Annotated in this window: 24 protein-coding genes and 1 tRNA gene; 15 read left to right on the top strand and 10 right to left on the bottom strand. The window is 64.1% G+C overall.

The features are described 5' to 3' along the window. Nucleotides 1-5: 5 nt before the first annotated feature. Nucleotides 6-578 carry an ANTAR domain-containing response regulator gene (locus CSC73_RS05640; RefSeq protein ID WP_176943951.1) on the bottom strand — a complete coding sequence of 191 codons (573 nt, stop codon included), beginning with the start codon at nucleotides 576-578 and terminating at the stop codon, nucleotides 6-8. Nucleotides 579-678: 100 nt separating this feature from the next. Between CSC73_RS05640 and CSC73_RS05635 the strand changes: the two genes are divergently transcribed. Continuing rightward, complete coding sequence (locus CSC73_RS05635; RefSeq protein WP_163839438.1) at nucleotides 679-1,668, top strand: NAD(P)-dependent oxidoreductase; 990 nt, start codon at nucleotides 679-681, stop codon at nucleotides 1,666-1,668. 154 nt (nucleotides 1,669-1,822) lie between these two features. Here CSC73_RS05635 and CSC73_RS05630 read toward each other — a convergent pair whose 3' ends face one another. The 3 genes from CSC73_RS05630 to ubiA form a co-directional block, all read right to left on the bottom strand. After that, a complete protein-coding gene (locus tag CSC73_RS05630) occupies nucleotides 1,823-2,272 on the bottom strand; it encodes a hypothetical protein (protein ID WP_163839437.1) in 450 nt (149 codons plus the stop codon). A 156-nt stretch (nucleotides 2,273-2,428) separates the two neighbouring features. Beyond that, complete coding sequence (locus CSC73_RS05625; RefSeq protein ID WP_163839436.1) at nucleotides 2,429-2,947, bottom strand: Rid family hydrolase; 519 nt, start codon at nucleotides 2,945-2,947, stop codon at nucleotides 2,429-2,431. A 26-nt stretch (nucleotides 2,948-2,973) separates the two neighbouring features. Next, the gene (gene ubiA / locus CSC73_RS05620; protein WP_163839435.1) at nucleotides 2,974-3,897 is read right to left on the bottom strand and encodes a 4-hydroxybenzoate octaprenyltransferase; all 924 of its coding nucleotides are present in this window, start codon (nucleotides 3,895-3,897) and stop codon (nucleotides 2,974-2,976) included. A 74-nt stretch (nucleotides 3,898-3,971) separates the two neighbouring features. Here ubiA and CSC73_RS05615 point away from each other — a divergent pair. Further along, nucleotides 3,972-4,048: transfer RNA gene (locus tag CSC73_RS05615), tRNA-Arg, on the top strand. 55 nt (nucleotides 4,049-4,103) lie between these two features. Here CSC73_RS05615 and CSC73_RS05610 read toward each other — a convergent pair. Then, the gene (locus CSC73_RS05610; protein WP_163839520.1) at nucleotides 4,104-4,622 is read right to left on the bottom strand and encodes a TetR/AcrR family transcriptional regulator; all 519 of its coding nucleotides are present in this window, start codon (nucleotides 4,620-4,622) and stop codon (nucleotides 4,104-4,106) included. Between CSC73_RS05610 and CSC73_RS05605 the strand changes: the two genes are divergently transcribed. Then, nucleotides 4,621-4,767: a hypothetical protein gene (locus CSC73_RS05605; protein ID WP_163839434.1), complete on the top strand. Its 147-nt coding sequence runs from the start codon at nucleotides 4,621-4,623 to the stop codon at nucleotides 4,765-4,767. The two genes, CSC73_RS05610 and CSC73_RS05605, sit on opposite strands and share 2 nt — an antisense overlap. 466 nt (nucleotides 4,768-5,233) lie before the next feature. Further along, complete coding sequence (locus tag CSC73_RS05600; RefSeq protein ID WP_163839433.1) at nucleotides 5,234-5,944, top strand: MipA/OmpV family protein; 711 nt, start codon at nucleotides 5,234-5,236, stop codon at nucleotides 5,942-5,944. A gap of 489 nt (nucleotides 5,945-6,433) precedes the next feature. Here CSC73_RS05600 and CSC73_RS05590 read toward each other — a convergent pair whose 3' ends face one another. After that, nucleotides 6,434-7,315, bottom strand: a complete 882-nt coding sequence (locus CSC73_RS05590) for a LysR family transcriptional regulator (protein ID WP_163839431.1) — start codon at nucleotides 7,313-7,315, stop codon at nucleotides 6,434-6,436. A gap of 96 nt (nucleotides 7,316-7,411) precedes the next feature. On the opposite strand from CSC73_RS05590, the gene CSC73_RS05585 reads away from it, so the two are divergent. The 5 genes from CSC73_RS05585 (at nucleotide 7,412) to CSC73_RS05565 (ending at nucleotide 11,186) form a co-directional block, all read left to right on the top strand. After that, nucleotides 7,412-8,302, top strand: coding sequence for an SDR family NAD(P)-dependent oxidoreductase (locus CSC73_RS05585; RefSeq protein ID WP_163839430.1), 891 nt, complete (start codon nucleotides 7,412-7,414; stop codon nucleotides 8,300-8,302). Nucleotides 8,303-8,345: 43 nt separating this feature from the next. After that, the gene (locus CSC73_RS05580) at nucleotides 8,346-9,419 is read left to right on the top strand and encodes an alkene reductase (protein WP_163839429.1); all 1,074 of its coding nucleotides are present in this window, start codon (nucleotides 8,346-8,348) and stop codon (nucleotides 9,417-9,419) included. A gap of 10 nt (nucleotides 9,420-9,429) precedes the next feature. After that, complete coding sequence (locus CSC73_RS05575; RefSeq protein WP_163839428.1) at nucleotides 9,430-10,167, top strand: pirin family protein; 738 nt, start codon at nucleotides 9,430-9,432, stop codon at nucleotides 10,165-10,167. 19 nt (nucleotides 10,168-10,186) lie between these two features. After that, nucleotides 10,187-10,774, top strand: a complete 588-nt coding sequence (locus CSC73_RS05570) for an isochorismatase family protein (RefSeq protein ID WP_163839427.1) — start codon at nucleotides 10,187-10,189, stop codon at nucleotides 10,772-10,774. Between the two features lie 268 nt (nucleotides 10,775-11,042). Beyond that, nucleotides 11,043-11,186 (top strand): hypothetical protein, encoded by a 144-nt coding sequence (locus CSC73_RS05565; RefSeq protein ID WP_211840821.1) that lies wholly within the window; start codon nucleotides 11,043-11,045, stop codon nucleotides 11,184-11,186. A gap of 209 nt (nucleotides 11,187-11,395) precedes the next feature. Here CSC73_RS05565 and CSC73_RS05560 read toward each other — a convergent pair whose 3' ends face one another. Further along, a complete protein-coding gene (locus CSC73_RS05560; RefSeq protein ID WP_163839426.1) occupies nucleotides 11,396-11,734 on the bottom strand; it encodes a hypothetical protein in 339 nt (112 codons plus the stop codon). A gap of 420 nt (nucleotides 11,735-12,154) precedes the next feature. Between CSC73_RS05560 and CSC73_RS05555 the strand changes: the two genes are divergently transcribed. From CSC73_RS05555 to CSC73_RS05530, 6 genes are all read left to right on the top strand, one after another. Beyond that, on the top strand, nucleotides 12,155-13,705 hold the full coding sequence (locus CSC73_RS05555) for an alpha-N-arabinofuranosidase (protein ID WP_163839519.1): 1,551 nt from the start codon (nucleotides 12,155-12,157) through the stop codon (nucleotides 13,703-13,705). A 58-nt stretch (nucleotides 13,706-13,763) separates the two neighbouring features. Further along, nucleotides 13,764-15,428 (top strand): alpha-L-fucosidase, encoded by a 1,665-nt coding sequence (locus CSC73_RS05550; protein ID WP_163839425.1) that lies wholly within the window; start codon nucleotides 13,764-13,766, stop codon nucleotides 15,426-15,428. A 141-nt stretch (nucleotides 15,429-15,569) separates the two neighbouring features. Then, entirely contained in the window at nucleotides 15,570-17,129 is a 1,560-nt protein-coding gene (locus CSC73_RS05545) for a GH39 family glycosyl hydrolase (RefSeq protein ID WP_163839518.1), read from the top strand. Nucleotides 17,130-17,214: 85 nt separating this feature from the next. After that, complete coding sequence (locus CSC73_RS05540) at nucleotides 17,215-19,539, top strand: alpha-L-fucosidase (protein WP_163839424.1); 2,325 nt, start codon at nucleotides 17,215-17,217, stop codon at nucleotides 19,537-19,539. Nucleotides 19,540-19,560: 21 nt separating this feature from the next. Further along, nucleotides 19,561-19,737, top strand: coding sequence for a hypothetical protein (locus tag CSC73_RS05535; RefSeq protein WP_163839423.1), 177 nt, complete (start codon nucleotides 19,561-19,563; stop codon nucleotides 19,735-19,737). A 106-nt stretch (nucleotides 19,738-19,843) separates the two neighbouring features. Continuing rightward, nucleotides 19,844-21,091 carry an acyltransferase family protein gene (locus CSC73_RS05530; RefSeq protein WP_163839422.1) on the top strand — a complete coding sequence of 416 codons (1,248 nt, stop codon included), beginning with the start codon at nucleotides 19,844-19,846 and terminating at the stop codon, nucleotides 21,089-21,091. A 13-nt stretch (nucleotides 21,092-21,104) separates the two neighbouring features. Here CSC73_RS05530 and CSC73_RS05525 read toward each other — a convergent pair whose 3' ends face one another. The 3 genes from CSC73_RS05525 to CSC73_RS05515 all read right to left on the bottom strand — a co-directional run bounded on the left by CSC73_RS05525 (nucleotide 21,105) and on the right by CSC73_RS05515 (nucleotide 26,175). After that, nucleotides 21,105-22,769, bottom strand: a complete 1,665-nt coding sequence (locus CSC73_RS05525) for a glycoside hydrolase family 43 protein (RefSeq protein WP_211840820.1) — start codon at nucleotides 22,767-22,769, stop codon at nucleotides 21,105-21,107. A 61-nt stretch (nucleotides 22,770-22,830) separates the two neighbouring features. Beyond that, nucleotides 22,831-24,444, bottom strand: coding sequence for a family 43 glycosylhydrolase (locus tag CSC73_RS05520; RefSeq protein ID WP_163839516.1), 1,614 nt, complete (start codon nucleotides 24,442-24,444; stop codon nucleotides 22,831-22,833). A gap of 6 nt (nucleotides 24,445-24,450) precedes the next feature. Next, a complete protein-coding gene (locus CSC73_RS05515) occupies nucleotides 24,451-26,175 on the bottom strand; it encodes an IlvD/Edd family dehydratase (RefSeq protein ID WP_163839421.1) in 1,725 nt (574 codons plus the stop codon). Nucleotides 26,176-26,186: the final 11 nt, after the last annotated feature.

Here is a 26,186-nt window from a genome sequence, read left to right as displayed (position 1 = left end):
GGGCGTCATCCCAGTAAGTCGGCCATGGCGATGATCTGGCGGGCGATGTCCACCAGTTTCTGGCCTTGCCGCATGGCCAGCTGGCGCATGCTGGCGTAGGCCTCGGCCTCGCTCATGCCGCGTTTCTCCACCAGCAGGCCTTTGGCGCGATCGATCAATTTGCGGTCGGCCAGCTGTTGCTGCACTTCGCTCAACTGGCGTCGGACATGCGCTTGCTGTTCGAACCGGGCCAGCGCCACCTGCAGGATCGGCGCCATCCTCGCAGGGGTCAGGCCGTCCACCACATAGGCGGTCACTCCGGCGGCGACCACGTCCCGGATCAGGCGGTCGTCGCCGTCGGCGGAGAACATCACCACCGGCCGCGGCGCGTGGCGGTGCATCACCGCCAGTTGCTCCAGCGTGTCGCGGGAAGGCGAATCCACATCGATGATCACCGCGTCGGGCTGTTGCGACTCCACCGCCTTGAGCAGCGCATCGGCGGCGGCGACCTCTTCCAGCACTTCGTAGCCGGCCGCCTGCAACGCCGCCCGCAGCTCGCCGATCGGCTTTTCGGTATCGTTGACCAGCAGGACACGCAACATGACGGGCGGAAGGCTAGCCAGAGGAGTCCACTTCATGTTGCCATGCAACATGACCGCTGGCGAGCCGTCCCTTCAGCTGCCCTTTTCAGGAATCCGCATGTCCCCCTCTCCGCTGTTCCCCCTGTTCGCCGATCTGGCCGGCCGCGAAGTGCTGGTGGTCGGCGGCGGCGAGGTCGCCGCGCGCAAGATCGAAGCCCTGCTGCAGGCCGGCGCGCAGGTGCGGGTGCATGCGCACGCACTGAACGACACGCTGGCGCAGTGGCTGGAGCAAGGTCGCGTGCATCGGCTCGAAGGCGCGTTCGACCCCGGCTGGCTGGACCACGTCTGGCTGCTGGTGGCGGCGACCGACGACCGCGCCTTCAACGCCGAACTGGCGCGCGAAGCCGGCGCGCGCCGGCTACTGGCCAACGTCGTCGACGACGCCGAACTGTCCACCTTCCAGATTCCCGCCCTCGTCGATCGCGCGCCGCTGCTGCTGGCGATTTCTTCCGGCGGTGCGGCGCCCATGCTGGCCCGGCGGCTGCGCGAGCAATTGGAAACCCTGCTGGATCATTCGCTGGGCGAGTTCGCCGGTCTGTTCGCCCGCCATCGCACCGCCATCCGCGGCCGCTTGCCGCAACTGGCGCTGCGCCGGCGCTGGTTCGAGCAGGTGATGGACGGTCCGGTGCCCGTGCTGCTGCAGACGGGACAGCGGGAATCGGCCGAACAGGCGTTCCTGGCGGCGCTGGACAGCGCCGGAGACGTCGCCGCCGCCGGCAGCGTATTGCTAGTGGATGCCGGCACTGGCGATCCCGGCCTGGTGACGCTGAAAGGATTGCGTGCGCTGAACCGCGCCGACCTGCTGGTTTGCGATAGCCAGTCGCACCCCGCCCTCGTGGCGCTGGCCCGCCGCGATGCGTCGCGTCTGCCCTTGCCGGGCGATGACGAGGCCTTGCTGGCGCTGTTGCTGGAACACGCGCAGTCCGGCCAGTGCGTGGTGTGCCTGAAATCCGGCAATACCTTCCAGACCGCGACTGGCGACCGCTTCGCGCAGCGGCTCAGCCAACAGGGCATCGCATGCGAGGTGATTCCAGGAGTAGGTGCTTAGAGGTGCTCCGAACAACTCCTTGCCTGTCATCCCGAGCGTAGCGAGGGATCCGCTGTTGGCGCGGCAAGAAGCAGAAGCAGATCCCTCGCTACGCTCGGGATGACATTCGGATTGTTCCGGAGTGTCCGCAAAGAACTCCGCTCGGCTGATTGCTTCAGCGCGGCGGGTAGCCCGCGCCATGATCGAAGTAGGGGTACGGATAGGGACCGCCGAAAGCCGGACCGTCGCCTTGCTCGACGCGGATCTGCAGGTTGAACGCATTGGGGCGTTCGCCATCGCCGAAGGATTTGCTGACGTTGACCTCGGCCGCGTTGTAATGCGAAGTGCCGTAGCCCTTGGTATGGCCGATGCCCGTGGTGAAACTGCCCCAGACCTTGGCTGTGCCGTCGTCCTCGACGGCGGGTTCGTCCCACGCGCGCCGTGAGGGTCTGCCGCTGGTGTCGCCGTAATATGTCCCCGGCGGATCGCTCTTGGCCGCCGCATCGGTTGCCGCAGGCGCCGCAGCTGGCTCGGGAACGCGCAGATCGAGCGGAGCATCGGCGCTTTGAGCAGCCGCGCCACCGGCTGCGATCATGGCCACGCACAACAGGATCAATCGTTTCATGTGGCGCCTGCGCAGGGAGAAGGACCGCCTGGAAAACGGAAACCCGTAGCTTCCGCTTCATGCCGTCTCACAGTAACCGGACTTGCTTGAACGCAAGCTACACCGACGGAACGGAAGAATGACCGTCGTCCCAGTGAAGGCGGGGACGAGTTTGTTTCAGGGCGTGGCCGGCGCGGGCGGCGATGCGGGCTTCGGAATGTCCGCCCTGGCGGTGCGGCCCGAACCGATGATCGCTTCGGCGCGCATCTCCACCGGCGCACCGGCCGAGAACAACCCCGTGGTGCCCACCGCCGTCCATGCCGGATAGTGGTCCTTGAAGAATTCACGATGCACTTTCAGCACGGGCTCGACGCGGCGGCGGAAATCTTCGTGATCGGTCGAAACGTGGAAGCTGGTCAGTTCCACCACGTCCTCCATACTGGCCCCGGCCGACTCCAGGTGCAGCTTGAGCTGTTCGAACATCCAGCGGATCTTGGCTTCGTCGGTGTCGCCTTCAGCGGCCGGGATTCCCGACACGATCACCCGATCGCCTATCTTGACCACCGGCGTGTAGTGCAACTGATGGTAGGAGCCTTCCCAGCCCGCCGGCGCCAGATGTTCGCGTGACGGGTTTTCTGCAGCCATCGAGGGATGGGCGAGCGCAGCCAGCAGGCAGCCGATCAGGATTTTCGTCACGGGAATCTCCGACAGGAAAAGAGCGGCTAGGGTATTACGGCCTCCATGGCGTGGCTTTGCATCACGTGGTGGATGGCGATCCCCGCGAACACAGCGGCGCCCACCCAGTTGTTGTGCAGGAACGCGCGGAAGCAGGCTTCGCGTTCGCGATGGCGGGCGATGAGGAATTCGTAGGCCGCCAGCACGGCCGCCACGCCCAGCGCGGCCCAGTAGTACAGGCCAAGCTGCGCCTGCCGGCCCACCATCCACAATGCCGCGAACATCAACGCATACAGCACCGCCTGCGCGATCAGGTCCATTTCACCGAAAAGGATGGCGGTGGACTTGGAGCCGGCGCGGATGTCGTCGTCGCGGTCCACCATGGCATACCAGGTGTCGTAGGCGGTGGCCCAGAGGATGTTGGCGAAGTACAGCACCCACGCCACCGGCGGCACGCTTCCCTGCACCGCGGCGAACGCCATCGGAATGCCCCAGCCGAAAGCCAGTCCCAGATAGACCTGCGGCAGATAGGTGTAGCGCTTGAGATAAGGATAGCTGGCCGCCAGGAACAGGCCGACGACGCTGAGATAAATGGTCAGCCGGTTCAGGGTGAGCACCAGTGCGAAAGCGGCGATCATCAGCACCGCGAACACCAGCAGGGCCTCGCGTCCCGATACCGCACCGGTGGCCAGCGGGCGCCCGCGCGTGCGTTCGACCTGCGGGTCCAGCCAGCGGTCGGCGTAGTCGTTGATCACGCAGCCGGCCGAGCGCGTCAGCCAGACCCCGGCGGTGAACACGAACAGCGTCCACAGCGACGGCACGCCCGCCGAAGCGATCCACAAGGCCCACCAAGTCGGCCACAGCAACAACAGCACGCCGATCGGGCGGTCGCCGCGCACCAGTTTCCAGTATTGGCCCAGCCGCTCGCGCCAGCGGGGCTGGCCTGCGGATTGAAAACGTTCGTAACCCATGCCGCCAGCCTAGCAGGCCGGTCCCCACGCGAAAAAGACGCTGCGCCGGTTTGCCGGTAGAATGCGCGTCCCATGCGCCCGTAGCTCAGCCGGATAGAGTAGTGGCTTCCGAAGCCATTGGTCGGGGGTTCGAATCCCTCCGGGCGCGCCATTCTTCGGGTTTTTTTACAGCAGGCAGTCGGCGTTGCGGCACTCCGGCAAAGGAACTACAGCAACTGGCGCAGCAGCTTGCGGTGCGTGTCTTTGATGCGCTCCACCTCTTCGGCAGCGGCGTCCCCGAAAGTCAATTTCGCAACGGCTGCATATACCACTGGGGTCATGGCGAACTCGAAATGCTCGGTGAGCGGATTCGCCTTCATGCGGCCCGCCGCCACCTGTTCATCGATGGCCGCCTGCCGTTCCGCCCGCCCTTGAAGATTGGCTTCATGCCATTTGGCCAGCACATCCGGAATGCGGTGTCCTTCCGAAATCAATAGCCGCATGATCGCAAGGGCTTCGGGCGTAAGTGCTTCATAGGTCACATCGATCAGGTTGTCGATGAATTCCGAAACGTCCCGCGCTTCTTGGATCCTGGACCAGCTGCCCTGCGACTTTCCCACCGAGGACAGGGATTGAAGCAAGGTTTCGAAGATCTGGTCCTTGCTGGAGAAATGGACGTAGACGTTGGCCTTCGAAATGCCCACGCGCCCGGCGATTCTGGAGATGCTGGTGGCGGCGAAGCCCATGGCGCTGAATTCGGCCAGCGCGGCCTCCAGGATCTGCTTGCGCCGGACCTCGGGAGACAGCCGCGTTCTCTTCCTCTTCGCCTTTACGGCGGCCTTTTCCTTCGGTTTCTTTTTCGCCTGCGTCATCGTGACGATGTCCCTCTAACTGATAAGGCCGCTGCATTCTCCGCAGCATGGGATCCGGGCGTGCCGTAGCGCGGCAAGCCGGTAATCCCCAAACCAGTGTAGCCGGAGGGTGGCATCCGCCCGCCGTGACGCCTTTTCTCCTGGTCCTTCCCGCCAGCACAGCCATGCAGCCGGCGTCGGGCCGCAAATCTGAATGTGCACTTACCCGGCTCCAAACGCCATAATGACCGATTGGTCATTATGGCATAGGATCCTTACTGTCCAATCGGTCAGTAAGGCGCGATTTCCAGCGTGCGGTTTGTTGCGGTCCGCATGGCGGCGTCGCGCCGGATATCTGGACGGGACACCACCGACATCAACTTGCCGGCCCTCGTTGGCCGGCCCAATCGAGGATTCGAAAAATGCGTCATGAGGGACTACGTCGTCTGCCATCAGCGGCAGGCTTGAAGCTGCTTGGAATCCTGTCCCTCGGGGCAATCGCCACGATGGCCCACGCGCAGGACGTCGAGGCCACCAAAGCGGACGACTCGCGCTGGGGCATCGGTTTGGGAGCCGCGGTGATCGAGCGGCCGTACCGCGACTACGACAACGAAACGAAGGCGATCCCGATCGTTTATTTCGAGAATCGCTGGGTGGACGTCAACGGCGGCCGGATCGATTTCAAGGCGAACGACAGCGACGTACTGGATTTCCGGTTGAGAGCGCGCTACGCCTTGGACGGCTACGATCCCGGCGAGTCGGACTATCTGCAAGGCATGCAGGAACGCGACGACAGCGCCTGGGTAGGCGCCGCGGTCGTCTGGAAGAACCCGATCGCGGAAGTGTCGGCGGAATACCTGGTCGATGCGATGGACAACAGCGAAGGTTCGCGCGGACGCGTCCAGGTGGAACGCCGCTTCGGCATGGGCCGCTTCGGCCTGACCCCGCGCGTGGCCGCGGAGTGGGTCGACCAGAAGTACGTGGCGTACTACTACGGCGTGCGTCCGGAAGAAGCCACGTCGGACCGTCCTTTCTATGAAGGCGACGCTACCGTCAACGTCGAAGCGGGCCTCCGGCTCGACTACAGCCCTGCGCAACGGCACACGTTCTTCCTGGACGTCGGCACGGTCAGCCTTGGCGACGAGATAAAGCGGAGTCCCCTGGTCGAACGTTCGTCGCAGACCAGGATCTCGGCGGGCTATCTGTTCCATTTCTGAGGGTCTCGCCCAATCCGGCGTGCGGCTTTCCCAAGGCGAACACGAGGGGCATGCAGCCCCTCGATCACCGGCCTTCGAATAGAGGAATGTCATGTTTGCTGGCTCACCCAAGAAGAAACAGTCGTCCCCGCTCCAAGGCAGCCGCAGCTACTGGTTCGACTTGCCGGATATTGCACCGCGCAAGAAGCGCCGGAACCGGCTGCCGATACTCCTAAGTGTCGGCCTTATCGGCATGGTCGTTCTGCTGCTGATGCTCGCCATGCTTCATGCGTCTCCTTGATCTTGCGATTCTGTCGGTCTCCGCAGAACGACAAGTCTTGACTCGCAATGGGCCGCACGTCTTTCCAGGCGCAACGATCATCGAGCAGGCGGAGCAGGGCGAGAGGTAACTGGACCGCGGAGCGGAGCGCCATGCGCGCTCCGACTCCACTTTCCCATCGAAGCCGCTCGTCCCGAATGTCGGACATCCTTCCTGAACACTGGCCCGACTCACTTCTGCGCAAGTCGCTCACGCAGGAACTCGATGAATCGCTGCGTCTTTGCCGGCAGCAGCCGGGTTTCCGTAATGGCATAGACGGGCATCGGCTTGCCGTGCCATCCGGGCATGATCCGGCGCAGCTTCCCGTTGGCCAGCTCGTCGGCGACGATCTCCTCCGGCATCAGGACGATGCCCATGTCGAGCGTCGCCAGACGGCGGATCATGCCGACGCTGTTGAGCGTGAACCGCCCGCCTACCGGCACGGCTGCGGTCCGCTTGCCATCGTGCAACGTCCATGAACCGGCTTTCAGGATGCTCAGGCACTCATGCTGCTCCAAGTCGGCAGGTTTGCCTGGTTCGCCCGAGCGTTCAAGGTAGCCGGGAGAGGCGTAAAGGTAGGGCGTGAGCGAAGCCAATGCGCGCGCGATCAGCTGCGAGCTCTCGGATTCCCCCATGCGGATCGCAACGTCGAAAGGTTCGCTGACCAGATCCACCCGTCGCGGGGTCAGGTCGAAATCAAAAGCGATGCCGGGATAAAGACCAGCGAACTCGGCGATCAGGGGCGCCAGATAGGTGACGGCGAAATCCACCGGCAGCGAGGCGCGTAATACGCCGCTGGGCTGCGCAAGCATTTCGCCGAGTTGCTCGTGCGCCAGCCGGGCTTCATCGACGATGCGCTTGCATCGTTCGAAGTAGATCTGGCCGGCCTCGGTCAGTTCGATCTTGCGCGTCGTACGGTGCAGCAGACGCAGGCCAATCGCCTTCTCCAACGCGCCGATTCGCCGCGACAACGTCGAGTTCGGCATTCCTATCGCTTCGGCCGCCGTGCGAAAGCCCTTGGCTTTGACGACCTCCACGAACAAGGCCATGTCGTTCAGCAGCTCCACGTTCATTGCTCCATTGGTGGATCAATGTTCTCCAAATTACCATATTTATCCCGTACGAGAAGCACACGATGATCTTCCTATCCGAAATCGGAGGAAGTCATCATGAAGCGGGACAAGCGTGTGGCATGGCGTCGCGCCAACGCCTTGAAAGTCGAAGGGAAGCAGGTTGCCGTTATCGGAGGCACCGGCGGTATCGGTCGCGCCTTGAGCCGCCATCTGGCGTCCCTCGGCGCCGACGTCGTGGTCGTTGGCCAGACTTTTCGCGACACCAGCGTGCCGAGAATCGCCTTCATGCAGGCCGATTTGAGTCTGATGCGTGAAGCGCAGCGGGTCGCGGACGCGCTGCCGGCGGAATCGCTGGATATGGTGATCCTCACCACCGGCATTTTCGCGGCGCCGCAACGCCAGGAAACGGCGGAAGGCATCGAGCGCGATCTGGCCGTCAGCTATCTCAACCGACTAGTCATTCTGCGTGCCATCGCGCCCAGGCTGGGCACGCGGCGTCCCCTATCGTCCGTGAAGCCGCGTGTGTTCCTGGTGGGCTATCCCGGTGGCGGTCAGATCGGCGCGCCGGACGACCTCAATTCCGAAAAGTCGTACAAGGCGATGCCGGCGCACATGAACACCGTCGCCGGCAACGAAATGCTCGTGCTCGATGCGGCCAAGCGTTGGCCGCACGCCACGTTCTTCGGCCTGAACCCCGGGCTGATCAAGACCAACATCCGCGACAACTTCTTCGGAAAGGATTCGCTGAAGTCCCGTGCGGTGGAAACACTGATCGGACTGTTGACGCCGACCGCCAACACCTACGCCCAACGCATCGCGCCGCTGCTGCTCACCTCGGACATCGAAGGCCATAGCGGGGCGATGTTCGACAGCAAGGGCGGCGCCATCCTGCCGTCGCCGGGGCTGACCGAGCAACACATCCGCAAATTCATGGCCGCATCCGAGGCATTGATGGTTCGGGCGGGCATCCAGGGCGCGGCTTCGTAGAACCGGCCGGCTTTTTTTCCTACCGCATTACAGGAATTCCCTCATGAGCAAACTGTTCGACCCTATCCGTCTTGGTCCCTATACCCTGCGGAACCGCTTGGTCATGGCGCCGATGACCCGCAGCCGCGCCGAATCGGACGGCACGCCGGGAACGCTGGCCGCCGACTATTACGCCCAACGCGCCAGCGTCGGCCTGATCGTCACCGAAGGCACTCAGCCTTCCGACGATGGGCAGGGTTACCTGACCACGCCCGGTATCTATACCGATGCGCATGTCGCCGGCTGGAGGAGGACCACTGACGCCGTCCATGACGAAGGCGGCCGCATCTTCATCCAGCTCATGCACGCCGGGCGCATGTCGCACCCGGACAATACGCCGCACCATCGGCAGAGCGTCGCGCCTTCGGCGATCGCGCCGGGCACGCAGATGTTTACGGCCAAGGGCATGCAGGACATTCCGGTGCCACGCGCGCTGACGGCCGGGGAAGTGCGCCGGACCGTTGGGGATTTCCGCTATGCGGCCCGCCGCGCGGTCGAGGCCGGCGCCGATGGCGTCGAAATCCACGGCGCGAACGCTTACCTGATCCAGCAGTTCTTCGCGCCGAGCGCGAACGTACGCACCGATGAATACGGCAGTTCAATCGAAAACCGCGCCCGCTTCGCCATCGAAGTCGCCGCAGCGATCGCCGAGGAAATCGGCGCGGACAGGACGGCGATCCGCCTGTCGCCCGGCACCACGATGTGGGGCATCGACGAAGGCGCCGAAGGACCGGATCTGTACCGCTATCTGGTCGCCGAACTCGACAAGCTGGGGCTGGCCTACCTGCACATCATGCATCAGGGCAATGAAGGCCTGTTGGCCGACATGCGCGAGCGCTGGAAGGGCACGCTGATCCTAAACCGGCCGGGTCGGCCGCGCGACCGGACCGGGGCCGACGTGGCGACGGGGCTGGCCGACTTGGAGGCCTACGGCCAGATGGTGCTGGCAAATCCGGATTTCGTCGTCCGCTTGAAGACGCATGCACCGATGAACGAGGCGAACCGCAACAGCTTCTTCGGCGGCACAGCGCAGGGTTACACCGACTACCCGAGCCTGAGCGAAGTCGAGACCGCCTGAGGCCGCCATCATGCCCATCATCGCTCCGCTCCAGCGCGCCAATCACGGCAGCCACTTCCGGGCTTACGGCCTGCGTGGCGTGAGTGCGCTGATCGATCCCTTTCTGGGGGTCGATCATGCCTGGATGAGCGGGCCGACCTTTCCACCGCATTCCCATGTCGGCTTTTCCGCGGTGTCTTATCTATTTCTGGATTCGGAAACAGGCATCGACAACCGCGATTCGCTCGGCACCCGCAATCTGATCCGGCCCGGCGGCCTGCACTGGACGACGGCTGGAAACGGCATCGTTCACGAGGAAGTACCGGCCGAGGCCGGCAAGACCGTCCATTCGCTGCAGATCTTCGTCAACCTCGCCACCGATAGGAAATACATCGCACCGTCCGTCCTGACTTTGGAACCGCAGGACGTACCGGTGGTGCAGTCGTCTGGCGCTAAGGTGCGCGTGCCCTTGGGAGGCTTCGGAGACGGCCGCTCTCCGCTGAACCCGCCGACCGAAGTGACGATGCTCGATATTTCGCTGGAAGAGGGCGCCGAACTGGCCGTGCCCGTGGCGGCGGGCCACTGCGCTTTCGTCATGCCTATTTTTGGAACGACGAGGGTGGACGGCCAGAACTTCGGGCACAACGATCTCAAGCTTCCCGTTTTTCCGGCGCAGAACACGCCCCGCACGATCGCGCTTCAAGCTCCTCACGGCAGCGCCAAGGCCATGCTTTTCGCCGGCCCGCCGCTGCATTCCACTGCAATCTGACCACAAAGGAGTCTCCTCTATGACTTACCAACGATTCACCGGCGATAACGCCGCGCTGCTGTTGATCGACCATCAAGTCGGAACCATGGGCTGGGTACGCTCCATTCCCCTCGAAGAGATGAAGCGCAATGCGCTGATGTTGGCGCGGACTGCCAGCATCCTGAAAATGCCGGTCGTACTGACTTCCAGTCAGGAAACCAATGCGCAGGGCCCGCTGATGGACGAACTGAAGGCAGTCCTTCCGGAAGAATTCGCCGCTCGGATCAAGCGGGCCGGCATCGTCAACGCCATGGAAGACGAGAACTTCGCCGCCGCCGTCGAGGCGACCGGCCGCAAGCGGATCGTCATTGCCGGCGTGACCAACGATGTGTGCACGGTCTATCCCGCGCTGACCCTGGTTGGCCTGGGCTACGAAGTGCAGGTCGTCGCCGATGCCGGTGGCTCGCCGAGCAAGATGGGCGACGACATGGCTCTGCGCCGCATGGATAAGGGAGGGGTCACACTGACCAGTACCAATCAGGCCATCGCCGAACTCGCAGGCGATTGGAGCACGCCCGAGGGCAGCCGGATTGTCCAGGAAGTGGTGATGAGCGCATTGCAGGGTTGAAGGCCTCCCGCAACACCATGCGGAAGGTACCGCCCTTGCAAGTCAATCGGCTTCGGTAGCCCTTTGCCTGTGGCAACGGATGGTTATTCCTACTCTCCAGTCGCTATGCGTCGATACCTGACGTTGGCTATCGGGCGGCTCGACGAGTCTTCTGCAACTGCCTTCAATCGCCTGTAGCGCCCTACCGCCGAAGAACGGCGCCGGAGTCGCGAGCATGATCGGAGTGGATTGTCGATGTGCAGCCGCGCCTGGTCGCACGGAAGACAAGATGATCCCGCCTCCGGCGCAGCAGATGATGACCAAGCGCGCAAGCGCAACGGTCGTCGAGGTTTCCGGCAGCCATGCGATCTACGTCTCGAAGCCGGAGGCCGTAGCCAAGATCATCGAGCAGGCGGCGCACGGCAAGAAGTAACTGGATCGTGGAGCGGAGCGCCATGCGCGCTCTGCTCCTCTTTCCCGTCTAGACCGCTCATCTCGAATGTCGGTTTTTTGGCCGATAGCAGTCACTTTCTACTGCGCGGATATCATAACGCCGGTATCGGCTGCCGACCCGAAGCGGACGTCGTTGCATGCCACGTTCGCGCTTCGGGCATGCGGCAACGCGGCCGGGAATCGATCCGTTCAGAAGGGTTGCGATGCGACCGCGTTTAATCGCACCTGGCGGGAAGGCAGGCCTTCGGCCTCGATGTCGACCGCGATGGGGCCGGCTTGGACGCCGGCGCGGATCACGGCGACCACTCGTCCGTGGAAGGTTTTGCGTTCGCCGGACTGGAAGCTGGAAACGTCTATTGGATTGCCGTTGCCGATGCCGGCCAGGGTTCCCGCGCCGCTCACGCGCACGCGTACCTGCCTGTCGTCGTTACCGGCATAGATGGGCGTGCCGTCGGCGTCGTGCAGTTCCACGGCGACGTAAGCCAGATCCTCGCCATTGGCTGTCTCGGAGCAGGCAGCAAGCAGCAAGCAGCAAGCAATCGAATGCTGCACTACAGCATAGTCATTGCGTCGCTCTTCGCTTCTTCTCCGCTAACGTGCGCCGCACGGTCCGGGCGCATATGCGGCCCGCTGCATCTATTCGTTTACGGAATGGCACATGCCCAATACTTCATTTGTCGTGCAAGTGGGATTCGACGAAGCTTCGTATAGGCATGTGGACATCGCCGCTTCTATCTGTTCGTGATCGGTAGCGCCGCCGATTCGATACGCCCGAAACTCCGCTCTCTGGTGGCTGCCCGAATGAAACGATTTGTGTTGGCGTTTGGCGCCTGTATCGCTGATCGTCAATGCAGCAAACAGCCGCAGCGAGAAACACCGGCGTTGATGCATTTGCATCGCGCCCGAAAGCGCAGGGATTCTTCCAACCGAAACAGGGGCAGACATGTGATGACCTGGACAATGCGCGGCCTGCGCAAGATGAGCCTGATGCTGTGTGCCGCCGCGATGGCTGCCAATGCCTTCGCCGAGCAGCCTGTCGACGTTCGCCTGACGGTTACCGCCGAGGCCGCCGGGCCGCGCATTGAGCCGGCCGTGTACGGACAGTTCGCCGAGCATCTGGGCGCCGGCATCTATGGAGGCCTGTGGGTCGGCCCGGATTCCGACATCCCCAACACGCGCGGCTGGCGCAACGATGTGGTCGGGGCGCTGCGCCGTATCAAAGTGCCGGTGGTGCGCTGGCCCGGCGGCTGCTTCGCCGATGATTACTACTGGCGAGACGGCATTGGCGATCCGGACAAGCGCCCGGTGCGGTTGAACCGGTGGTGGGGCGGCGTGTCGGAGAACAACCGCGTCGGCACGCACGAGTTCATGGACTTGGTGGAACAGCTTGGAAGCGACGTGTTCGTCTCCGGCAACATGGGGTCGATGACGCCGCGCGACATGAGCCATTGGCTTGAGTACATGACGGCCGAAGGCAAATCGACGCTCACCGACGAGCGCCGGCGCAACGGCCGGGACAAGCCCTGGAAGGTGAAGTACTTCGGCCTTGGCAATGAAATGTGGGGCTGCGGCGGCAACATGCGGCCGGAGTACCAGGCCGACCTGCACAACCAGTACGCCACCTTCCTGTCGGGGTCGGTGCTGCGAGTGGCCTCCGGCGACGGTACCCAAAACGACCACCTGATCGAGATTCTGATGGAGCGTTCGCGCAAGCACATGGACGCGCTGACGCTGCACCAGTACACCATCCCCGGCGGCTGGGAGAACAAGGGTCAGGCCACCGGCTTCGACGCGGAGCGCTGGGCCAAGACGCTCGATGCCGCGATGAGCATCGAGCAGCGCATCAAAGCCATCTCGGCCATCATGGACAAGCACGATCCCGACAAGCGCATCGCGCTTTACGTCGATGAGTGGGGCGCCTGGCACGACCCGGAGCCCGGCACCAACCCCGGCTTTCTGTATCAGCAGAACACCCTGCGCGACGCGCTGCTGGCCGCACTGTCGTTCAACGCGTTCCACCGCCACACCGACCGCGTGAAGATGACCAGCATCGCGCAGATGGTGAACGTGCTGCAGGCGATGGTGCTGACCGACGGCTCACGGATGCTGCTGACGCCGACCTACCACGTATTCGATCTGTACCAGCCGTTCATGGGCGCGACACCGCTGAAGACGGCAATCCAGACGCCGAAGTGGCGGCAAGGCGGCGTAGAACTGCCGGCCGTCGACATCACCGCAGCGCGCGCCGCCGACGGCACGGTCCACCTGGCACTGGTCAACCTCGATCCGGCGAGGCCGGCGCGCGTAGCCACGAATCTGAAAACCAGCAAGCCGGTGCAGGGGCAGATCCTGACCGCTGCCGCGATGGATGCGCACAACACCTTCGAGCAGCCACGCAAGCTCGTGCCCGCAGCGTACACCGCACAACCCGGCGCGTCAGGGCTTACGTTGGAGCTGCCGCCGAAATCGATCGTCGTGGTTGAGGTGCCTGCACCGTAGATTTTTTCGGCCAGCAGGCAGAGATCGCCCAGCGGCAATGCCTGGAAGAGAAACGTTCATGCGAGACGATAACGGATTCTGGAGTGCAGGCTGGACAAGGCGCTCGTTCCTCCAAGCCTCGGCCTGGGCTGCGGCCGGCGCGCTGAGCCTGCCGCACGCGCGTGCCGCGTCCACAGCGTTCACCCCCGCATGGTCGTCGCTGGTCGACAACTATCGGGTACCGGATTGGTTCCGCGACGCCAAGTTCGGCATCTGGGCGCACTGGAGTGCGCAGTGCGTACCCGAGATGGGCGACTGGTACGCGCGCCGCATGTATATCCAGGGAAACTGGCAGTACGACCACCACGTCAAGACCTACGGCCACCCGACCAAAGTCGGGTTCATGGAGATACAGAACCGCTGGAAAGCCGAGAACTGGGACCCCGACGCGCTGCTGGATCTCTACGTGAAGGCCGGCGCCAAGTACTTCGTTGCTCTGGCCAACCATCACGACAACCAGGACGCGTTCAACTCCAAGTATCACGGCTGGAACACCATGCGCGTGGGGCCCAGGAAGGACATCGTCGGTATCTGGGCCAAGGCGGCCCGCGCGCGCGGGCTGCGCTTCGGCGTCAGCAACCATGGCGCACACGCCTGGCACTGGTACCAGCCCGCCTACGGCTACGACCCCGAAGGGCCCTATGCCGGTCAACGCTACGACGCCTTTCACCTTACCAAGGCCGACGGCCGCGGTACGTGGTGGGAAGGCCTGGACCCGCAGGAGCTCTACACCGGCCGCAACATCGTCATGCCCGATGGTTTCAAGACCATCCGTAGCGTCGAAGCCTGGCAGGAGAGCCAAACGGCCCACTGGGACGAGAAGCCGCCACTGCACAACCCGGCCTTCACGCGCCAGTGGTTCCTGCGTTGCCGTGACCTGATCGACAGCTACCGCCCCGACCTGGTCTATTTCGACAACCACGGCCTGCCGCTCGGCCAAGCCGGGCTGGACATGACCGCGCACTACTACAACGCCAACATGGCCTGGAATGGCGGCAAGCTGGAGGCAGTCGTCAATGCAAAGGTGCTGCCGGCGGAATGGCGTGCCGGTGTCGTGGAGGACGTGGAGCGGGGTTTCCGCGAAGGCATCGAGCCGCTGCCCTGGCAGACCGACACCTGCCTGGGCGACTGGCACTACGCCCGCTCCATCTTCGACAACCACCAGTACAAACCTGCGAGCACGGTGATTCATCGTCTGTGCGACATCGTTTCCAAGAACGGCAATCTGCTGCTGTCGGTTCCGATGCGCGGCGACGGCAGCATCGATGCCGACGAACGCAAGATCCTGGAGGACATCGCCGCCTGGATAGCGCGCAACGGCGAGGCCATCTATGGCACCCGCCCATGGCGCACCTTCGGCGAAGGGCCGACGCGCGTGGCGGGTGGCATGTTCAGCGAGCAAACATCGCAGCCTTTCACCGCCCGGGACATCCGCTTCACCAGCAAGCACGGCGCGCTGTACGTCATCGCGCTCGGTTGGCCTGCCGACGGCGTGCTGCGCATCGCCGCGCTGGCGGAGGACTCGGCGTTGGCGCCAGGGACGATCGAACGTGTCGAGGCGCTGGGCGCCACCGACAGCCTGCCTTTCACGCGCAGCCGCAAGGGTCTCGAGGTGCGTTTGCCTGAGGGTTTGACCGGCGCGATCGCGGTTGCGTTGAAAGTACGCGGCCCTGGGCTTGTCTGAAGACCGCTTCCATGGCCGCGCCTTGCATTTCCGGCGAGCGCTGGACAGACAAGCTTCGTCTTGAATCGTTTGGCGTGGACTTACTGGAGAAGTGAGATGTTTGCATTCTTGTTGAATCTGCGGCGCGTCGGCTTGCCGCTGATGGCCTGGGCAGCGGCTGTTGTCGGCGTAGCGCCCGGTGCGGCCAGCGCCGCCGAGGCTGCCCCACGCGAGATCACGATCGACCTCGCGCGAGCCGGACGGCCGCTGGACCGGTTCTTCGATCTGTCTATCGGCTCGGATTTTCCAGGCACGTTGATACGCTCCGACAGCCAGGCCCAGCTGAAGCTCGCCGTCGATGAGCTGGGCTTTCGCTACATTCGATTCCACGACATCTTCCACGATGTGCTGGGCACCGTGCGGGTCGTCGACGGACGTACCGTGTACGACTGGACCAAGATCGATGAACTCTACGACGATCTGCTGTCGAAAGGGATCAGGCCCTTCATCGAGCTCGGATTCACGCCCGATGCGATGGCCACGTCCAGGCAGACCATCTTCTACTGGAAAGGCAATACGTCCCACCCGAAGCTGGAGCCGTGGCGCGATCTCGTCGATGCGTTCGTTCGCCACCTGCGCGATCGCTACGGCGTGGCGGAGGTGCGGCACTGGTACTTCGAGGTCTGGAACGAACCGAATCTCGACGGATTCTGGGAACGGGCCGATCAACAAGCCTACTTCCAGCTCTACGACGTCACAGCCAGAGCAATCAAGGCGATCGATTCCACGCTGCAAGTCGGCGGCCCCTCGACCGCGGGCGCGGCATGGGTTCCGGAATTCCTCGAGCATGCGCACAAGAACGGCGTGCCGGTGGATTTCGTGACTACCCACGCTTATGGCGTCGACGGTGGTTTCCTGGACGAGAAAGGCGAGGCCGACACCAAGCTTTCCCCCTCTCAGGACGCCATCATTGGCGACGTGCGCAGGGTCAGGGAACAGATCAGCGCATCGCCGTTTCCGTCGCTGCCGCTTTACTTCACGGAGTGGAGCACGAGCTACACGCCGCGCGATGCCGTGCACGACTCGTATATCAGCGCGCCGTACATCCTCAGCAAACTCAAGGCGACGCAGGGGCTGGTGCAGGGCATGAGCTACTGGGCCTACACCGATCTGTTCGAGGAGCCGGGCCCGCCGCCCACTCCGTTTCACGGCGGCTTCGGGCTGCTCAATCGCGAAGGCATCCGCAAGCCGGCGTTCTTCGCCTACAAATATCTGCACGCACTCCGCGGCAAGGAGATTCCATCTTCCGATGCCGAGTCCCTGCTGGCGACGGAGGGTTCCAACGCTTCGGCATTGCTCTGGAGTTGGGAGCAGCCTCGGCAGAACGTCAGCAATCGGCCGTTCTACACCAAGCTCGTTCCCGCTTCGCCGGTATCGGCGGCACGGCTTACGTTCAAACATCTGACGGAGGGCGCGTACCGACTTCAGGTCAAACGCACCGGCTTTCGTGCCAACGACGCGTACTCGGCCTATATCGAGATGGGGGCTCCCGCTTCTCTGAGCGCCAGCCAGCTCGGCAAACTTCGCGAATTGACGCGCGACCTGCCGGAAACCGACCGCAGGATCGAGATCGGACCTGCCGGAGAGCACACGCTCGAAGTTCCGATGCGCAGCAACGATGTCGTGCTTGTGACGTTGACCTTAGAGCCGGAGGGGCGCTGATGTTTGCGCTCGCGGCAGCGTTTGAGAGGCTTGCACTTGCTCGTTTAATGACATGATGCCCCTTATGACGCGATGCATCGCACGTATGAGCCGAATCACATCCGCCGCGCTGGTCTTCGGCGTTGCGCTTGCTGCTGCCACGGCCGTCGCTGCGACGACGGCGCCGATCCCGTACGCCACCGAGCACGTCATCGCCGAGGGCGATTCCGAGGCTGTCATCGCCGAGAAGGCGGCGAAGGTGCTGCCGCGGCCGAACCAGTCGGCCTGGATGCGGTTGGAGCGCACCTTCTTCGTGCACTTCGGCGTGAATACCTTCAACGAAGTGGAATGGGGCAGCGGGCGCGAGGAAGCCTCGATCTTCAACCCCACCGATCTGGACGCAAGGCAATGGCTGCGCGCCGTGCAGAAGCTCGACGGCAAGATGATCGTGCTGGTGGCCAAGCACCATGACGGTTTCTCGATGTGGCCAAGCCGGTACACCGCGCACTCGTCCGCCTCCAGCCCGTGGCGCGGCGGCAAGGGCGATTTGGTGCGCGAGGTCGCCGATGCGGCCAGGGGCGCAGGGGTCAAGCTGGCCATCTACCTGTCGCCCGCCGACTTGTACCAGCTCAGGACCAATCCCAAGAACCCGGCCGGCTACTACGGCAACGGCAGCCCGAAGCTGAAATCGACCATTCCCACCGACCCGGCCAGCTTCAGCAGCGATCCGTCCAAGGGCCGCAGGCTGTCTTCCGGCCTCAAGTCCTACACCTACGAGGTGAACGACTACAACCGCTACTTTCTCAACCAGCTCTACGAACTGCTGACCGAATACGGCCCGGTCCACGAGGTCTGGTTCGACGGCGCCAACCCCGACCCCAGCGTTCCCGAGACCTACGACTACGCGGCCTGGTACGACCTGATCCGCCAGCTGCAACCACACGCCGTCATCATGGGAAAGGGGCCGGACGTGCGCTGGGTCGGTTCTGAAAGCGGTTATGGCCGTACCACCGAGTGGAGCGTTATCCCGCTGCCGACTTCGCCCGAACGCTTCCACTGGTCGGACATGCAGGGCAACGACCTGGGCGGCCGCGACCTGCTTAAACCCGGCACGCACCTTTGGTGGTACCCCGCCGAAACCAACGTCACCCTCCTTGCCAATGGCCAGTGGTTCTGGGCCCGCAGCAAGCAGCCGCGTCCGGTCACACAACTGGTGGACATCTTCTATTCTTCCATCGGCCGTAACGGCAACCTGCTCCTCAACCTCTCGCCCGACAAACGCGGACTGGTTCCCGACGACCAGATCGCCGCGCTCGAGCAGATGGCGGAGATCGTCAACAAGACTTTTACCGAGAACCTGGCGGCTGGCGCCCGCGTGACCGCGGACTCCGCGGCACCCGGGCGGCGCGCCACTGCCGTGAACGACGGCAAGCTCGATACCTGGTGGGAGGCATCGCAGGGCCAGAGCGGCGGCACGGTCACACTCGAGTTGCCACGGCCGGCAAGCTTCGACGTGGTGTCGCTGCAGGAAGCGGTGGATCATCGCGGCCAGCGCATCGAATCCTTCGTGATCGAGGCGTGGAACGGCTCGGCCTGGGTGGCAACCGAACAGATCGCGTCCGACGAGCTCACCACGGTGGGCCATCGCCGGCTTATCAGGCTGCTCTCGCCGGCGACCACCGACCGCTTGCGCGTGCGCATCACTGGCGCGCGCCTGGAACCCACGCTGGCTGAGTTCGGTCTGTACAAGCAATCGGTCGATCTGTTGCCGCCGACGATCGCCGACCGTGGTACCGACGGTACGGTGCGCATCAGTCATCCGGCGGGTGGCAAGATCGTCTACACCACCGACGGAACCATGCCCGATCCCGCCTCGCCCGTCTACAGCACCCCTGTGGCTCTGCCGATGAGCGGCATCGTCAAGGCCGCGCGGGTACAGTCCGACGGACGGCTCGGCGTGGCGGGCGCTCGCAACTTCGTCGGGCTGTCGCCCGTCGGCTGGAAGGTCGTGAGCGTGGGCAGCGAGGAAAACATGCAAGGCCCTAACGGCGCTGCGCTGGCCATCGACGGCGATCCGAGCACTTACTGGCATACCTACCGGGATGCGGCGCTGAAACTGCCGCACGCCATCACGATCGACATGGGTCGGATGCATAGCATCGCCGGCTTCGCATACCTGCCGCGCCAGGACGGGGTGCTGAACGGTACGGTCGAGAACTTCCGCTTCGAAACCAGCGCGGACGGCGTGAACTGGGCCACTGCGGTTGAGCGTGGCGCCTTCGCCAATGTGCGCAACAATCCCGACCTGCAGGAAGTGCGCTTTGCACCGGTGAAGGCGCGCTACTTCCGTTTCACTGCACTGGACGTGGTCTGGCGCAACGGCTGGACCAGTGCAGCGGAACTGTCCGTCATTCCAGACGAGCGCGACTGAGCGGTCTTCGGGAATTCATTGATGAACAGAAAACACCAGCCGCAAGCCGGTGAATACTTCGAATACGGCACCGGCGTTGCCGCCGCCGAGTACGCGCGTGACCGTGGCGACGTCGTCGCCTTCCCAGGTACAGCCATGACGATCACGGCAGGCCGTTCCAAGAACTTGGACAACCAGGCGATTCTTCCGCAACCCTAGTGGCCGCCATCCACCGTCAACCGGCCGCCGCGCGGAAATCACGGATCCGTTCGGCGCATGGACGGTTCGGCACAATCCGGGCACGGACCGGCATACGATGCCTGCAATGCGCGTCCGTCTCGATTACAGTGCCGAGCCACCCGACGACGCCACAGGCCAGCCAGCAGTGAACAGCACCACGACGAACGATGACGGCGCTCCTTTTCTTCCCACACCGGCATCCGCTGCGCATCTGCCCGGGCTGGATCTGCTGCGCGCGCTCGCCGTCGTTTGGACGATGCTGTTCCATTCCTACCTGGTCGGCGGACTGGGCGAGGACTGGGCCTGGGCGCAGCGCTACGGCTGGATGGGCGTGGATCTGTTCTTCGTGCTCAGCGGATTCCTGATCGGTTCGCAGGTGCTGAAGCCGCTGGCGGCCGGCGGCCGGTTCTCGTTCCGCCAGTTCTATCTGCGCCGCGCGTTCCGGATCCTGCCTGCGTTCTGGGCGGTGCTGGCGGTGTATCTGCTGTGGCCCGGGTTCCGCGAAGCGCCGGGCATGGAGCCGTGGTGGAAGTTCGCCGGCTTCTTCGTCAACCTGTCGATCGACTATGCCGACAACGCCACGTTCTCCCACGCATGGTCGCTGTGCGTGGAGGAGCATTTCTATCTTGCGTTCCCGCTGTTGGCATGGCTGCTGGCGAAGCGCGCCTCGGTTGCCGGCTTCGTCGCGCTGTGCGCGGCGATCGTGCTCGGTGGGATCGCCCTGCGCGCCGCGGTCTGGCTGCATTTCGACGCACTGCAGCCCGCGCGCCCCTGGTTTGTCGAGAACATCTACTACCCGACCTGGAACAGGCTCGACGGGCTGCTCGCCGGTGTGGTTCTTGCGGTGTGGAAGAACTATCGCCCCGGCGGTTGGGCGCGCGCTGCCGCGTACGCCAACCTGATCTCGTTGGCCGGGTTGGCGACGATGGCGCTGGCGTTCTGGCTGTTCCGCGAGCGCACCGGCTTGCTAGGCAACAGCATCGGCTGGCCGGTGCTGTCGCTGGGGTTGGCACTGCTGGTGTTCGCCGGAGCGCAGGCGGACAGTTGGATCGGTCGCCGCGCGCTGCCCGGCGCGGGCTGGCTGGCGGCGGTGTCCTTCAGTCTGTATCTGGTGCACAAGCCGATCTTCGGCCTGGTGCACGCGCATGCCGGCGATGCGTTGGAAGGCAGGGGCTATGCGGCTTTCGCGGTGTACGGCATCGCTTCGCTGCTGGCGGCAGCGCTGCTGTATTACCTGGTCGAACGCCCCGGGTTACGGCTGCGCGACCGGATCCTGGCGCGGCCACGGCCGGCGGTCGCGGCGCCGCCGGCCATCGAGTCCGCTACGGGTTAGCGGCCTGCGTCGGTCACGGACGGAACGCGTACGGACCGAATGTCGCGCCGATGAAACCGCCGGCGATATCGTTGCTCAGGATGCTGGCATCCAGGCCGGTCGCCACCGGCTTCCACTGCCCGGGTTCCACTGCATAGAAGACATCCAGTCGCGGGCCGTCGAGTCGGAAGCGCAGCGAGACCGGCTGCTGCGACGACGGCAACGGGATGCGGGCGATGCGCTGCCCGCTCACGGCCTCGTCCTTGCCGGCGCGGCGGTATAGCGCGATTGCGGTCCCCTCTTTGCCGCCTTCCACGCCTACCACGTAGTGGTAACGCTCGCTCTGCAACACCGCCAACCCGGCCAGTTCGCCCGGTTCCGGCTGGTAAGGCGCGAGCGTCGCGGTCAGGGTGGCTCGATGATGTTGAAGCCGGTGCGCAAGATACGCCGGCTGCCCGCCGCTGCCATGCCCGCCGAGGGGGGTCGATGAAGGCGTGAGCTTCAGACCATCGCGGCCGGTGCCGAACCAGGTCTGCTTCGGCGGATGGATCGTCATCCATTGCGGCGGCAATTTTTCGGCGGCGAAGCGTTCGCTCCATTCGATCGGTCCGCTGGTCGGGATCGGCTGCGGGGTGCGCGGCAATGCAGGACGCTCCAGCACCACCGGCACGCGTTCGCCGCGCGGCAGGATCACCGGCCAGCCGTCGCGCCAGGTCACCGGCAGCAGGAAGGTCTCGCGCCCCAGGTTGTATTGGTTGCCGCGATAGGGTCGCGTGGCGAGGAACACCGCCCACCACGAACCGTCCTTCAATTCGACGAATTGCGCGTGTCCGGTGGAGGTGACCGGGTCGGGGCGCGCCGGGTCCAGATCGCGCTGGGTCAGCGACGGATTGCCGGACCATGGCTCGTAAGGACCATCGACCTTGCGGCTGCGCCAGACCATCTGCGCATGCTGCTCGCCGGTGCCGCCTTCGGCCGCGGTCAGGTAGTAGTAGCCGTCGTGTTTGAAGAGATGCGGGCCTTCGACATGCTCGGGCTTGCTGGCCGGGTCCGCGCCGCCATCGACCAGCACTTTGCGTGGGCCGACCATGGTCTTCGTCGCCGCATCGAACCGCTGCAGCCAGATCGCGCGATGCCCGTCGTAGCGCATCTTGCCCTCGGGAATGCCGTTGTTGACCATCCAGGCGGTGCCGTCGTCGTCGAAGAACAGCGACGGATCGATGCCTTCGAACTTCAGCCAGACCGGATCGGACCACGGACCCGCCGGATCCTTCCCGGTGACGATGAAGTTGCCGCCGCCGCAGTAGAAGCAGGTGTTGGCGATGTAGAAGGTGCCGTTGTGGTAGCTGATCGAGGCGGCGAACAGGCCGCGGGTGAGTTCGTCGTTGCCGTAGTCGATCTGGCCGGGGCGGTCGATGGCATTGCCGATCTGGCGCCACGACACCAGATCGCGGCTGTGAAAGATCGGCAGGCCCGGGAAGTAACCGAAGGTGGAGGTGACCAGGTAGAAGTCGTCGCCCACCCGGATCGCGGAAGGATCCGGGTAGAAGCCGGCAACGACCGGGTTGCGGTATTGCGTCGGTCCAACGGCAGGCCCGCCGTCATCGCCCGCATAGCGGACTTCGGTGAACGTCACCTCGCCGGCCCATGCCGGCAGCATGGCGACGCAGGCGAGCAGCGTCAGTACGAATCGTTTCATTCGGATGCTCCATTTATCTTCAAATTGCGCCAATACCCGGAACCTGGACCGCCCGATAGTCCTAGACCGCCCGATAGTCGAAGTCGCGGATGAGCACGCTGCCCTTGCCGGCGCTATACAGTCCGATCTTCAGGCTCAGAAAACCGCCGAACACGTTGTGGTGGATTCCGGAAACCTCCATGCGGTGGCCATGCTGGATCCAGGTCCTGCCTTCATCGTGCGAGTAGTGGAAAGTCACGATGTGTTGATCGTTGGTCAGCCTGATGCGCACGCTTCGCGTGGGCATCGGCTGCCGCATCCACGACTGTTCCTCCGCGAATTGGTAGGTCCTCATCTCGGTGGGCGTAAAGCCGACTCCGACGAATGCCTTGTGGCTGTAGAAGAGCAGCAACCCGCCCTCGGCGCCCTGGTCGAGCTCGATCGTCGCCTCAACGACATACGCGCGATCGCCGACGATGCAGGTAAGCGGCGGGCTGTCCGCCGGCGAGCGGCCCTTGGCGGCGATACGCAAGCCTCTGGATTCGTAACGAGCCCGCTGCCTCTCGCCAGGCGCCGGATCATGGAAACCCCACTGCACACCGAATCTGTCGGCGCTGAAGTCGTCCGACAAGGCCGAGCCCGACGAACCGCGCTTGCCCCCCTTCGGTTTCGGCAAGGGCCGGGAAAGATCGCCGCCCAAGGCCCGGAACCAGCCGTCATCGGTCCATTCGATGGGCTCGAGTAGCGTTTGTCGTCCCAGCGTGCGGAAGCCGTTCTCGTAGCCGTGATAGATCATCCACCAGTCGCCCGCGGGTCCTTCCACCAGCGACGCATGTCCGCGGGACCACCACGGCTCATCGGCAGACGTCGTGCGGACCAGTGGATTGTGCGGGCAGTGTTCCCAGGGGCCGTGGATCGATCTGGAGCGCGCCGCGATCACCATGTGTCCGGTCGGAGGACCCGCGGTACCGCCTACTGCAGTCACCAGGTAAAACCATTCCCCATGCCGCAGGAGCTTCGGGCCTTCCGGGGCGAAGTTCTCCACTATCCAATCGTCGGGATACCGCCAAGGGCTATAGGCCGGTTCCAGCGTGCCGTCGGTTGCCAGACCGTCATCGGTCAGGCGGATCTTGCGGATGCCGTTGACGAACAGATAGCGCTTGCCGTCCTCTCCCACGACATGGCCGGGATCGATGCAGCCGTGGATCTTCAGATCGATGGGATCGCTCCACGGTCCGCGGATGTCGTCGGCCCAGATCGCGTAGATCGACCAGCCTTTTTCCTCCGGGTCGGCCGGAATGTAGATGAAGTAGCGATCGCCGTGCTTGCACAGATCGACCGCCCAAACCACGCCGAGCGATTTGGAAAGGGCCGCCGTGAGCGGCGTCCAGTTCACCAGATCCGTGGAATGCCAGATCACCAGACCCGGATAAGAGTAAAAGGACGAGAACGTCATGTAATAGTCGTCACCGTCCTTCATGACGGTGGGATCCGGATGATCGCCAGCGACGATCGGGTTCAGGTAAGTGCCGTCCCCCCGATCGGCCTTGCGCTGGTTCTCGACGCCGACTCCCCAATGCGGCAGAAGCTTGCTTTCCGCTCCATTGCCGGCGCGGTCCGCTGCGCGGGCGAAGGGCGCGGATACGGCGCTGGCCAATAACGCCTTGAAAGCATCGCGGCGGGTGGTGTTCATAATTTCATTTCAGTGCGAATCGCGCGGCACGTCGGCACCGCTACCGCCGGCCAGGATGTCCAGGTCCGCACCCAGGTGCGCCTGTTGCACGTGGTCGACATAGAGCTTGGCCCAGCCGCGGGTGGGCGCTGGAGGCGGCGTCCACTGCGCACGGCGCACGGCGAGCTCCTCGTCCGACACCTCGAGATGAAGGCGCCGCCCCGGCACGTCGAGTTCGATGATGTCGCCATCGCGGACCAAGGCCAGGGTGCCGCCGGCGGCCGCCTCGGGCGAGGTGTGCAGCACCACGGTGCCGTAGGCGGTGCCGCTCATGCGCGCATCGGAAATACGCACCATGTCGGTGACCCCTTTGCGCAGCAACTTGGGCGGCAGCGGCATGTTGCCGACCTCGGCCATGCCCGGATAGCCGCGCGGGCCGCAATTCTTCAGCACCATGATGCTGTTTTCATCGATTTCCAGTGCTTCGTCGTCGATACGCGCTTTGAAATCCTCGATGTTCTCGAATACCACCGCTGGGCCACGGTGGCGCAGCAGCGCCGGTGACGCGGCCGATGGTTTGATCACTGCCCCGTCGGGAGACAGATTTCCGCGCAGCACGGCGATGCCGGCCTCCAGCCGGATCGGATCGGCCAAGGGCCGGATCACGTCGTTGTTCCAGCATGGCGCATCGGCGATGTTCGCTCCCAGGGTCTGGCCATTGACGGTCAGGCAATCCAGGTGCAGGTGGTCGGCGATCTCGCGCAACAGCGCGGGCAGGCCACCGGCGTAGAAGAAATCCTCCATCAGGAACTGGCCCGACGGCTTGAGGTTGAGCAGGCATGGAAGTTTGGAACCGAGCTCGTCCCAGTCGTCGAGCTTGAGCGGTACGCCGATGCGCCCGGCCAGGGCGAGCAGATGGATCACGGCGTTGGTCGATCCGCCGATCGCAGCGTTGGTCTTGATCGCGTTCTCGAAGGCGCTGCGGGTCAGTACCTTGGACATGCGCAGATCTTCGCGCACCATTTCCACGATGCGGCGGCCGGTGAGCTGGGCCAGGCGCGAGCGACGCGAATCCACGGCCGGAATAGCGGCGTTGTCGGGCAACGACATGCCCAGCACCTCGACCATGCTGGCCATGGTCGAGGCCGTGCCCATGGTCATGCAGCTGCCCTTGGAGCGCTGCATGCAGGCCTCCGCTTCGATGAATTCTTCCTGCGTCAGCGTGCCGGCGCGGACCATCTCCGACATGTGGATCACTCCGGTACCGGAACCGATCTGCTTGCCGCGCCAGTTGCCCGACAACGAAGGACCGCCGGACAAGCCGATGGTGGGCAGATCGACGCTGGCCGCGCCCATCAGCAACGAAGGCGTGGTCTTGTCGCAACCCATCAGCAGCACGACGCCATCGAGTGGGTTGGCGCGGATCGATTCCTCCACGTCCATGCTGACCAGATTGCGGAACAGCATCGCGGTGGGCAGGATCTGGGTTTCGCCCAGCGACATCACCGGAAATTCCAGCGGGAAGCCGCCGGCCTCATACACCCCGCGTTTTACGAACTCGGCCAGTTCGCGGAAATGGCCATTGCATGGGGTCAGTTCCGACCAGGTGTTGCAGATGCCGATGACCGGACGGCCATCGAACATGTCATGCGGGTTGCCGGCGCTCTTGAGCCAGCTGCGGTAATAGAAACCTTGCTTGCCTTCGCGCCCGAACCAGGACTGGCTGCGCAGCTGCGGCTTTTTGGGAGAACCCATGCAGGTGGCAT

The sequence above is a fragment of the Pseudoxanthomonas sacheonensis genome, from assembly GCF_010093305.1.
Classification (GTDB): Bacteria; Pseudomonadota; Gammaproteobacteria; order Xanthomonadales; family Xanthomonadaceae; genus Pseudoxanthomonas_A; species Pseudoxanthomonas_A sacheonensis.
This window is presented reverse-complemented; position numbering and strand designations above follow the sequence as displayed.